This window comes from Gracilibacillus ureilyticus (assembly GCF_900111195.1).
GTDB classification, from domain to species: Bacteria; Bacillota; Bacilli; order Bacillales; family Amphibacillaceae; genus Gracilibacillus; species Gracilibacillus ureilyticus.
On sequence record NZ_FOGL01000033.1, the window covers coordinates 1 to 10,917 of the forward strand.

At 41.4% G+C, this 10,917-nt stretch carries 12 protein-coding genes; all 12 read right to left on the reverse strand.

Annotation, left to right across the window (positions count from 1 at the left end):
* Positions 1–102 precede the first annotated feature (102 nt).
* The 12 genes from BMW36_RS19870 to prfA all read right to left on the reverse strand — a co-directional run bounded on the left by BMW36_RS19870 (position 103) and on the right by prfA (position 10,524).
* Complete coding sequence (locus BMW36_RS19870) at positions 103–1,014, reverse strand: NERD domain-containing protein (protein ID WP_089744381.1); 912 nt, start codon at positions 1,012–1,014, stop codon at positions 103–105.
* Between the two features lie 96 nt (positions 1,015–1,110).
* Positions 1,111–2,349 carry a serine hydroxymethyltransferase gene (gene glyA, locus BMW36_RS19875; protein ID WP_089744383.1) on the reverse strand — a complete coding sequence of 413 codons (1,239 nt, stop codon included), beginning with the start codon at positions 2,347–2,349 and terminating at the stop codon, positions 1,111–1,113.
* A gap of 183 nt (positions 2,350–2,532) precedes the next feature.
* A complete protein-coding gene (locus BMW36_RS19880) occupies positions 2,533–3,075 on the reverse strand; it encodes a TIGR01440 family protein (protein ID WP_089744385.1) in 543 nt (180 codons plus the stop codon).
* Positions 3,076–3,100: 25 nt separating this feature from the next.
* Complete coding sequence (gene rpiB, locus BMW36_RS19885) at positions 3,101–3,541, reverse strand: ribose 5-phosphate isomerase B (protein ID WP_089744387.1); 441 nt, start codon at positions 3,539–3,541, stop codon at positions 3,101–3,103.
* Between the two features lie 75 nt (positions 3,542–3,616).
* Entirely contained in the window at positions 3,617–4,915 is a 1,299-nt protein-coding gene (locus BMW36_RS19890) for a methyl-accepting chemotaxis protein (RefSeq protein ID WP_089744389.1), read from the reverse strand.
* Between the two features lie 25 nt (positions 4,916–4,940).
* Positions 4,941–5,504 carry a low molecular weight protein arginine phosphatase gene (locus BMW36_RS19895; RefSeq protein ID WP_089744391.1) on the reverse strand — a complete coding sequence of 188 codons (564 nt, stop codon included), beginning with the start codon at positions 5,502–5,504 and terminating at the stop codon, positions 4,941–4,943.
* Positions 5,505–5,559: 55 nt separating this feature from the next.
* Positions 5,560–6,138: a manganese efflux pump MntP gene (locus BMW36_RS19900; RefSeq protein ID WP_089744393.1), complete on the reverse strand. Its 579-nt coding sequence runs from the start codon at positions 6,136–6,138 to the stop codon at positions 5,560–5,562.
* A gap of 48 nt (positions 6,139–6,186) precedes the next feature.
* A complete protein-coding gene (locus tag BMW36_RS19905) occupies positions 6,187–7,197 on the reverse strand; it encodes an L-threonylcarbamoyladenylate synthase (RefSeq protein WP_089744395.1) in 1,011 nt (336 codons plus the stop codon).
* Between the two features lie 173 nt (positions 7,198–7,370).
* Entirely contained in the window at positions 7,371–7,793 is a 423-nt protein-coding gene (locus tag BMW36_RS19910) for a hypothetical protein (RefSeq protein WP_139180352.1), read from the reverse strand.
* A gap of 101 nt (positions 7,794–7,894) precedes the next feature.
* Entirely contained in the window at positions 7,895–8,500 is a 606-nt protein-coding gene (spoIIR, locus tag BMW36_RS19915; RefSeq protein ID WP_089744399.1) for a stage II sporulation protein R, read from the reverse strand.
* Between the two features lie 76 nt (positions 8,501–8,576).
* The gene (gene prmC / locus BMW36_RS19920; RefSeq protein ID WP_089744401.1) at positions 8,577–9,452 is read right to left on the reverse strand and encodes a peptide chain release factor N(5)-glutamine methyltransferase; all 876 of its coding nucleotides are present in this window, start codon (positions 9,450–9,452) and stop codon (positions 8,577–8,579) included.
* Between the two features lies 1 nt (position 9,453).
* Complete coding sequence (gene prfA / locus BMW36_RS19925; protein WP_089744403.1) at positions 9,454–10,524, reverse strand: peptide chain release factor 1; 1,071 nt, start codon at positions 10,522–10,524, stop codon at positions 9,454–9,456.
* Positions 10,525–10,917: the final 393 nt, after the last annotated feature.

Here is a 10,917-nt window from a genome sequence, read left to right on the forward strand (position 1 = left end):
CTCTGAACTACTTCGCTCAAATTTTCCCGGACGCCATGGCATTCAACCCATCCTCAACACTAAGGGTCAACTTTCCGTCAGCATGAATGTTGAGGGATAGCTTTATTCATAATAAGTCATATTCCCGTGATATTTCTTTTTCAAATTTTCATTTAACAGCCGCTGAATTCTACTTTTTTCGAAGGAAGCCCCTAACCATTCATACATCTTATTTGTTGTTATTTTTTCCTGGGAGAAAAGTAATTGAAATTCTCTAATACTTCGCAACAAAGAATTCTGTATTGATTCCGACTTCCCGCACTTCTCACAAGTGTACTTGTATCTCCTTACATCCAGAGCAAATGACCCGCAATTCGGGCAGAAAATCCCTTTTTTTAACTGATTAAAATTATAATCCGGCAATTGGGAATAGGGTGATTTTTCTATATGCTGGGAGGTCAGGTTTTGTGCAAGTTGGCGTTCTCGCGCTGTGATTGATGCAGTCTGTTGATTGAACTGTTGAAGGTATCTCCGGATTTGGGAGGGATAAATGATGGGTTTATCAAGAGGTGCCTGGTACAAGGTGAATTCGGGGTTTACAAAAACTACGTAGGCATAAATATTTGCCTTATAGTTTTGTGAGTGCAGCAGTTGGCGAAGTAATGATACATTTCTTTCAATTTGGAGCAGAGGGTTGTTTCTCTCTTCTTTCGATTTCATCAGATAGAGATGTCCTGAATCATAATAATGATCGCCTTCAAAATTTTTCACTTCAAACAGAAAAATATTTCCCGCAAGAAGCATGAGTGTATCCATCTGAAAATGGTTATTCCTCTGTTTTAGCAATAAGTCATTGATGATCAGGCAGTCTGCAGTCAACTCCTCTTCCATCCATGAATCGAATAATACTTCTCCTTCATAGCCTTTCTGTAATCCGCCAAAATATTGCTTGTCTTTTTCAGCCAGAGCATTTCGTGCATGCAGTGATTCTAACAATACGTATTCTTCTGATTTCTGTCTTGCTTTTATAATCAATCTATCACATCCTTTCTTGCTAACATTTTATGGCACCCCACATATCCCGTCAATAAAAAAAATCCTCTCGCTCGTAAGCAAGAGGATCATTCTCTATTATCTTTGATATAATGGGAATTTCGCTGTTAACGCGGTAACACGCCCGCGAGCTTCTTCAAGTGCTGATGCATCATCGTGATTTTTCAATGTAAATGCGATGATTTTTGCTACTTCTTCCATCTCTTCTTCACCAAATCCGCGGGATGTAACGGCAGCTGTACCGACACGTACACCGCTTGTTACAAACGGACTTTCCGGATCGAATGGAATCGTGTTTTTATTTGTTGTGATACCAACTTCATCTAATGCCGCTTCAGCATCTTTACCTGTTAAGTTCAAGCCGCGAACATCAAGAAGTAACAGGTGATTTTCCGTACCGCCTGATACTATTCGGATCCCTTCAGCCTGAAGAACTTCACCGAAACGCTTCGCATTTTTGATAATATTTTGGCCGTACTCTTTGAAAGATGGCTGTAATGCTTCTTTTAATGCAACAGCTTTTGCTGCAATTACATGCATTAACGGGCCGCCTTGCATTCCCGGGAAGACTGTTTTATCAATTTGTTTACCGAACTCTTCTTTACATAAAATCATACCACCGCGAGGTCCGCGCAATGTTTTGTGTGTTGTTGTTGTAACAAAATGTGCGTGTGGTACCGGATCTGGATGAAGACCTGCTGCAACAAGACCAGCAATGTGAGCCATGTCCACCATTAAGTATGCGTCCACTGCATCAGCAATTTCGCGGAATTTTGCAAAATCAATTTGGCGAGGGTATGCACTGGCACCAGCTACGATCAATTTTGGTTTTACTTCCTTCGCTTTCTCCAGAACAACGTCGTAATCAATTTGTTCTGTTTCTTCATTTACACCATAATCCACGAAGTTGAACAGTTTTCCACTGAAGTTTACAGGACTTCCGTGTGTTAAGTGTCCACCATGGCTTAAGTTCATACCGAGTACAGTATCACCTGGTTCCAGCACTGTGAAATATACCGCCATATTCGCCTGGGCTCCAGAGTGCGGCTGGACGTTCACATATTCTGCACCGAATAATTCTTTTGCACGGTTACGAGCTAAATCCTCTGCAACATCGACATGCTCACAGCCACCGTAGTAACGACGTCCAGGGTAACCTTCTGCATATTTGTTCGTTAAAACAGAACCTTGTGCTTCCATTACCGCTTCTGATACGAAGTTTTCGGATGCGATCAATTCAATTTTGTCATTTTGTCGCTTTCTCTCATCTTCCATCGATTGAAAAAGTTCCGGATCAAAGTCTTTCAAATGATTCATTGTTTGCTCCCCCTAAAACATTTTGGTGTATTGCTTTCAGTTTTAATATTCGTCATTTCCATCATGTAATACTAAAATAACATTATACAGAAAAAAATTCTAGACTTTTTCACGAATAAAAAACAAAAAATATGCACCTTTATTCGTGAATAGCATTTAAAGGTGCATATTTTTATTACAAGCTTAACAGTAAGTCGCTCTCGGACCTCCGATTAATTTCGGCCTTGATTTTGCATTGTTCACTCTTGCATTGCCAACATATCGCTGTTTGAACCGAAGTGGAACGGCAACCCTTTTAACATGCATTCCGATCATAGTTTCACCGATATCCATGCCTGCATCTGCTTCGATCATTTCCACTACAACCGGTTCTCTCAGCTGTTTGTAAGCATATGCGGCCATCGAACCGCCCGCCTTACGGACTGGAACGACCGTGACCTGGTCAAGCCGGTGTTCCTTCATTACTGATTTTTCTAAAACGAGTGCCCTGTTTAAATGTTCACAGCATTGGAAAGCTAGTGACACGCCAGTTTCTGTCTGCAAACGCTGCAGCTCATTGTAAATAACCTCTGCGATATCTTCACTACCTGCTGTGCCGATATGTTCACCGGCAACTTCACTTGTCGAACATCCCACAACAAACAGGTCACCTTCTGAAAGGAGATCAAGCGTTAACCATTCATCAACTATTTTTCTCAAGTCCTGTGCCCACTGTTCTAACTGCATCACACACTTCTCTCCTTCCAGCTGTTTATTTATTTTCGTAGTCAGCTAGTTTACCGATACGGTTTGCGTGTCGTCCACCCTGGAATTCTGTACCTAACCATGTCTGTACAATCTCTCTTGCAAGACCCGGTCCGATAACTCTCTCACCCATTGCCAACATATTGGAATCATTGTGTTCACGTGTCGCTTTCGCACTAAATACATCATGCACAAGTGCTGCACGTACACCTTTCACTTTGTTTGCAGCAATCGACATTCCGATTCCTGTGCCGCAAATTAAAATACCGCGATCGAATTCACCGTTTGCTACACGTTCCGCTGCAGGGATTCCGTAATCAGGATAGTCTACTGAATCCGCACAATTACAGCCGATATCTTCAAATTCGATATTCAGTTCTTCCAATAATGAAGCAATCTCTTTTGATAAATTGATCCCGCCATGATCTGATGCTAAAATGACCTTCATAAAAATATCTCCTTTTAAAAAACTTGATTTTTACCAATTGATTCAAGCATTCCTCACAATTTTTAAAAATACCTTTTAGCTTAGCTTAAATTGCTCCATTTGAATTTTCAAGTTTTGTGCTTGTTTTTCGAGCCCGATTGCTAAATTTTCTAAGTTTTCAGCAAAATTCGCTTGTTCCTCAATATTTGCCTGAATTTCTTCTGCACTGGCAGATGTCTCTTCAGCGATTGCCGCAACATTCTGGGATTTTTCCTGTGCTGATTCTATTTCTTTTAACTGATTATCTACTAAACTGGAGATTTCCTTAATTGCTTCAGCAACACTGTGGATAGAGCCTGACATATTTTCAAGAACTTCCGTCGTTTGCTGGCCTTTGGTCATTTCGCCTCTTGTCTGATTCACCTGATCCTGAATACTTCCGACAACAAGCTCTACATCTTTTTGCATATCTTTAATCAGTTCAGAGATGCTCTGGACAGCCTGTGAACTCTGATCCGCCAATTTCCGCACTTCTTCTGCAACTACAGCAAATCCTTTTCCTTCCTCCCCTGCTCTGGAGGCTTCAATTGATGCATTTAACGCTAATAAATTGGTCTGTTCACTGATATCGCCAACGAGTGAAATGACATTTTCAATTTCCTTTGCTTTTTGAGAAAGCCTGTTCACATCACCTAAAGCATTTTCCTGGTTTTCTGCAATATGCAGGATTCCCTCTACCAAACCATTAATAATTTCATTGGATTCGGTTAATTGCTTCACCATTTCGTTCGACTTCGTCTGGGACTCATCCGCTTTTTCATCAACCCGTGAAGCAAGATGGGTCGAATTATCCACAGACTCTGCTGTAAGCTGTATCGCTTCAGATGTTTCTTCCGCCCCCTGTGAAATGTGCCCAATCGTTTCTTCCAGCACTTCTGCCTGCTGCTTAGAACGGGATGCTGCTTCTTTCATTTTATAAACAGATTCTGTCGTCTCAGTTGCATGCTTTTCAATATCTGTTAAGACCGTTTTCAAATGATCGACCATTACCTGAAACGAAATCGTCAATGCACCAATTTCATCATCTGTTGTTCTTGGCGGTTCGATTTTTTGATTCAAATCACCTTCTGCTACCTTCCTGGCAATTTCCTTCAGTCTCACTAACGGTTTTGTAATAAACCCTGCTGCGACAAAAGCAAGTACTCCTGACCAGAAAATCCCCAATAGTAAGACAGCTAACACGTACCACACTTCTGAAACGGGAACAACCGGTGTTATGATTTCTTGTAAAAAGTAAATAAATACCGCACTCGTAGAATATGTAACGATCGCCAGGATGGTTGTAAAGATAACCAGCTTTAATCGCAGGCTAAGCCCTTTTTTCTGTTTCTCCATATCTATGCCTCCTGAATATGACAAATTATCTATCTATATTCTCCAACTTTTTGACTAATATATCAAGATATTTATCTAATTCAGCATATGTTTTCTCATAAACAGAGACATTAGACCCAAACGGATCAAAAATATCTGTATCACTGATCCTGCCCTCTAATTGTGCGATCTCTTCCTGGATGGTGATGAGTTTTTCCGTATGATTGCCCGCTTTTGCCTCTTCCAGATTGATATATGCTTGTTTCAATTGCTGCCATGCTTCTTCAAATTCAGGATTAGTAAATTCTTTTAATGTAAAAATACGCCCAGCATGCTCGGGAAATTGCTGTTTTAATCCGTCTCTATGCCCACGCGTCATTGTTAGGATAAGCTCCGCCCAGTTCATCAGCTCAGTTGTTATCTGTTTGGACTGATGTTTAAGTGGAATCCCTTTTTTCTGCAACACTTCTGCTGTGGCCTGTGATGCCGGGAATCCGTCTGCTGCCATCATTCCGGCAGATTTCACTTCATGATTTGTTTTATGCTTTAACATCGCTTCCGCCATCGGGCTTCTGCATGTATTACCTGTACATACAAATAAAATTCTCATCGATCCTTCATGCCTCCATCAACATATATTCTCTTTATAGCATATCATAAATCGGTCAGAATAAAATATGCAAGCCGAAGCCGAACAATATACTGCCTCCCAGTAATTCACTGTATGTCCCAAGCAGATGATGGGTTCTGCGGCCAATTAACAGGGCTGTCCATGTTAACAATGTACTGAACAGTCCGAACAGACAAATCGCAAGCACTGTAGCAAGACCCGACAATCCAAGGGACAAACCTACTGAAAAACTGTCAAGGCTTACCGTTAAGGCAAATACGAACAAGCCAAAACCTGCCGGGGCCAATAACGGACTTTCCTTTTTCTGGATCGTCTGCAAAATCATCTGGAAACCAATTCCGCATAATAATAACCCTGCACCTAATATGGCGATTCCTTCAATTTTATTTGAGATAAGCGTACCGAGAATTAATCCAATAAAGGGCATAACGATGTGAAAAATCCCTACAGTTAAACCGATGATGAAGATCCTTTTTAACCGAATCGCCTGCATCCCTATACCTAATCCTACCGAAAAGGCATCCATTCCTAAAGCAAATGCCATAAAAACAATCGAAAAAAAATCTCCTAGTGGTAACAGTGCCACAATCAAATAGCCCCCTTCGCTGGACATGCATCTTCTTTCTATGCATATGCGCCCAACAAGGGGGTTATGTGTAACTTATTTCTGGCTGATCCGATCCTGCGCTGCTTTTGTAAGGCGGTTCATGATTGCCTGTCCAATACCTTTGTCTTCAAAAGTTTCTGCAAGGATTATATCCACATCTGTTTTCTTAAAAAAACGTAATGCTTCGTATAAATTAACGGCAACTTCCTTTAAGTTAATTCGTGGCCCGCATTGATAGATATGTTCTGTCTCCAGCTTTTCTGCCAGTTCATTACTTGCAATAACGGCAACTTTTTCCCCTTTGCTTGAGAACTGATTAATTTGCTGCTGAAAAAATCCGGCATCTCCATCAATTAAGATCATCGGTGCATCTGGCTCATAATGATTGTATTTCATCCCAGGGGCTTTCGGTTTATCACTTTCCTGTCTGGCCGGGCTCTCTGCAATGTCTGTTATTGCTTTAATTTCTTCTGCCGTTACACCGCCAGGCCTTAAAATTACCGGAAGTTCTCCTGTCCCATCGACAACGGTAGATTCCAAACCGACTCCAGTTGCCCCGCCATCAATAATACCTGCAATTCTGCCATTCAAATCTTCTGCAACATGCCGGGCTTTTGTCGGGCTTGGTTTTCCGGAAATGTTGGCACTTGGTGCAGCAATCGGAAGTCCCGTCTCCCGAATGAAATTTCTTCCTGCCGGATGATCCGGAATCCGAATTGCAACCGTATCGAGACCGGCTGTCACTGTTGGTGCGATTTTGCCATTGCTTTTTAGAATTATCGTAAAAGGACCTGGCATAAAATGATCGATCAAGCGCTCTGCAAGCGGAGGAATCTCTTCCACATAATTTTTTATCTGATGTCTATCTGCCACATGTACAATCAGTGGATTATCAGACGGTCTGCCTTTTGCCTCATATATTTTTTTTACTGCCTCTTCACTGGTCGCATCAGCACCGAGACCATATACTGTCTCTGTCGGAAAAGCGATCAGCTCACCTTTTTTCACCAGTTCAGCAGCTTCCTGTATTGCCTGTTGATCCATCCTGTATATTTTCGTTTCCATTTCAATCCCTCAATTATCAAAAGTTCTACTGATTATTATGGATGGATTTTTTGGAATGTGCAAGTTTCGGTGGATTATTCCAATATTCTTCCTTTCGTCAAACAAAAACTGTGGATAATAAATTGGTTATCCACAGTTTTATCTACATATATCCACATACCCTTAATAACTTGTTAATAAGTACTGCATTTATCCACAATTAGTGCCTTATTTATCCACCATGTACCTTCAAAAATCCTGTTAGGTCCCTGTTTTTCCTGTTGATAACCTATTTGTTTCAGTAAATCATCTACAGCCTCCGACTTACTGTGAATATATAACTGGCTTGCCCCATAATCTGCTGTTAATTGTTCTGCTGACTGAATGATGGTTATCGGCAATGTGACAGGTGCCCCCTGCTTCATGACAAACGCTCGTAACCAGTAACTTATTTTATCCACAGGGAAGAGCGCAAAATATGCAATCACCTTGTGATTATCGTAGAGGAAATAGCCGTACTGCTTCATCTCATCCTCTTTGATTAATGATGTTTCCTGACCGAAGAATTCTGTAAAAGCTTGTTCCGTTAATGAATTAGTTGGTTGTAAATGCATCATCTATCACCTCTATTATTTTGTTTAGTACAGACGCCAGGCATCTGCTCTCACTGAGCAAAAGTCTCACTATATACTATATTTATATGAAACAAATAATAGATTTATGCTAATGATTTAAACCATTCTAAAAAGAAAAATGTATATTTTACTTCTTCCTCTTCCTGTTCTTCTGGTTCCTCCTTATCCTCATCCTCTTCTTCAGCCGCTTCTACCGTCGTTCCAAAAGAAAAATCAAGAAAACATAATGGCGGAAAGACGACACACCACCAGTTGGATCCTTCTCCTTCACCAAGTGTTACGAGAATTGCTTCATATTCTCCTTCAGGATATAAGTAATCACCGTAAAGTTTCGTTGGAAATGTGACGTTTTTATTATACTCCACACTATATGACTGATCCGAATTTTCATTTGCTAACACCTTTTCCACAATTTGTTCAAGGTCTGAAATACGGGAAGCAATCAGCTCACGGGCTTCATTAATATCATCCATATCCTCCACCCATTTTGTTACTTCTTCATTGATCGCATCACGGACAAGATGCTTTAATGCCTGGTCCTGCTCCTTGTCACTGTTTGCCAGAATCCTAAGTCTGATCGCATCATCCGGAATCACCTGCATTGCCATTGTTTCCGTACTTGTTGTCTTTTGTGGAAAGAAACCAATTATTATAAATATAAGGACAGCTATGAAAAAAAGTTTTCGCATTTTTATTTCCCCCTGTAACGTAATCTTTGTTAGTCACAGTGTGGACAAATACGAAAACTTTTAAACAATGAATCTATTAATTTTTATTTTCTATCTCTGCTATGACGATCCTGTCTTTCCCGTTAATATCTTTTAATACATGTATATCACTTTTTGGAAAATTACTGTGGATAAGCTCTGATACTGCCTCCCCTTGTTGATAACCTATTTCGAAAGCAAGGATTGCCTTCTCTTTCAAAACGGACTTTGCCTGTTCCAAAATTGTCTCATATGCGAGCAATCCATTGTTTTCTGCGAACAAAGCAAGCTCCGGATCGAAGTTTTTTACAGTGTCAGCCATTTGTTCGCTCTCATTTCTGTCGATATACGGAGGATTGGAAACAAGAATATCTATCATCACTTTCTGATCGATCAGTGGTGTTAAGAAATTCCCCTGAAAAAAATCAACTGCTGCATCGAGATTGTCTGCATTTTCTCGTGCTACAGCCAATGCCTTTTCAGAAATATCTGTTGCTAACATCTTATCCACACGCTTCCCTAACTCCAGCGCCAATGTAATTGCAATAATGCCACTACCTGTACCGACATCCCCACAAGTAAAATTTGACCAGCCTTTTTTCTTCACTGTTTGGATCACATGGTAGACTAATTCCTCTGTTTCCGGTCTTGGGATCAGCACATCGGCATTCACCTGGAAAGTTCGATCAAAGAATGTTTCTTTACCTGTTATGTGCTGAACGGGAATTCCCGTCCGTGCATGCTGTTCGATTTTAGCTTTATAGGAGCAAAACGTTTCTGACGCCATCTTATCGCGTAAGCTGCTTATGAGGTGAGCCTTCGTCATGTTTAACTCATTCATAATAAGGATCTCTGCAACTTTGGGTTCGCGGGATGCGTTTTCTAAAAAAGAAGAAGCCCATTTCAGAGCTTCGTAAATTGTCGGTGCTGTCATGTTATTCACCTATTTGTTCCATTTTCTGTGCTTGTTCTTCGATAATTAGTGCGTCGATTACTTCTGCCAGTTTGCCTTCAAGGATCTGGTCAAGTTTCTGGATTGTTAGTCCGATGCGGTGATCTGTGACACGATTTTGCGGGAAGTTGTATGTTCTGATTCGTTCGGAACGGTCTCCTGTCCCTACAGCGGATTTCCTTGTCTGGTCATATTCCGCTTGTGCTTCCTGCTGGAACTTGTCATAGATTCTTGCACGAAGGACTTTCATTGCTTTTTCTTTGTTTTTAATTTGTGATTTCTCGTCCTGGATGGAGACAACTATCCCTGTTGGCATGTGCGTCAGTCGTACTGCGGACATTGTTGTGTTAACACTTTGCCCGCCTGGACCGCTTGATGCGAATGTGTCGACACGGATATCTTTTTCGTGGATATCTACTTCAACTTCTTCTGCTTCCGGCATTACTACAACGGTTGCTGTTGATGTATGGATCCGCCCGCCGGATTCTGTCTCAGGGACACGCTGTACTCTGTGGGCGCCATTTTCAAATTTCAGCTTAGAGTATGCGCCGTTTCCGTTGATCATGAATACGATCTCTTTGTATCCGCCAACACCTGTTGTACTGGAGTCCATGATATCAATCTTCCAGCCTTCTGATTCGGCATAACGTGAGTACATGCGGAAAAGGTCTCCAGCAAATAGCGCTGCTTCGTCACCGCCTGCTGCACCGCGGACTTCCATTATAACGTTTTTATCATCATTCGGGTCTTTAGGTAATAACAGGACTTTCAGTTTTGCTTCCAGTTCTTCTTTTTGTTCAGATAGTTCCGTAATTTCCATTTTTGCCATTTCGCGCATTTCATCGTCTAGGTCTTCTTCGAGCATTGCTTTGGCATCATCCAGTTGTGAGGTAACATCTTTATATTCACGATATGCAGTGATCACTTCCTGCAAATCGGATTGTTCTTTGGAATATTCACGTAACTTTTTGGAGTCATTAATTACTTCTGGATCACTTAACAGTTCATTTAACTTATCATAACGCGCTTCTAACGATTCTAACCGGTCTAACACGTTCTCCACCTCTTTCTCATCTTCAGACAGTAAGTACATTATATTATAGGAATAGGAGACCCGTCAAAGAACTCTTGAAAGGAACGTGAAAAAAGGGCCGGGACAGAACGGTCGGGTCTGTGTTACTATACGAACCTTATATGGATGAAAGGGAGGTTGGGAGGTTTCGATGGCACCACCACTGTTTGATTTGCGAAAATATATGATTTGGCCTGCTGAATGCCTTCGCTCTTATTATGTCGCGCGTCATGGCTTTCAGTCCTGCCCGAGCGACTTCGCTCAAAGTTTTTCGGACGCGACGGCTTTCTGACCTGCTCCGAGCGACTTCGCTCAAAGTTTTCCGGACGCGATGGCTTTCAGACCTGCTCCGAACGACTTCGCTCCTATTTTTCC

Coding starts and splice junctions, on each gene's coding strand:
- glyA (WP_089744383.1), bottom strand. CDS start 2,349: ATGAATCATTTGAAAGACTTTGATCCGGAACTTTTTCAATCGATGGAA.
- BMW36_RS19880 (WP_089744385.1), bottom strand. CDS start 3,075: ATGCAGTTAGAACAGTGGGCACAGGACTTGAGAAAAATAGTTGATGAA.
- rpiB (WP_089744387.1), bottom strand. CDS start 3,541: ATGAAGGTCATTTTAGCATCAGATCATGGCGGGATCAATTTATCAAAA.
- BMW36_RS19890 (WP_089744389.1), bottom strand. CDS start 4,915: ATGGAGAAACAGAAAAAAGGGCTTAGCCTGCGATTAAAGCTGGTTATC.
- BMW36_RS19895 (WP_089744391.1), bottom strand. CDS start 5,504: ATGAGAATTTTATTTGTATGTACAGGTAATACATGCAGAAGCCCGATG.
- BMW36_RS19900 (WP_089744393.1), bottom strand. CDS start 6,138: ATGTCCAGCGAAGGGGGCTATTTGATTGTGGCACTGTTACCACTAGGA.
- BMW36_RS19905 (WP_089744395.1), bottom strand. CDS start 7,197: ATGGAAACGAAAATATACAGGATGGATCAACAGGCAATACAGGAAGCT.
- BMW36_RS19910 (WP_139180352.1), bottom strand. CDS start 7,793: ATGATGCATTTACAACCAACTAATTCATTAACGGAACAAGCTTTTACA.
- spoIIR (WP_089744399.1), bottom strand. CDS start 8,500: ATGCGAAAACTTTTTTTCATAGCTGTCCTTATATTTATAATAATTGGT.
- prmC (WP_089744401.1), bottom strand. CDS start 9,452: ATGACAGCACCGACAATTTACGAAGCTCTGAAATGGGCTTCTTCTTTT.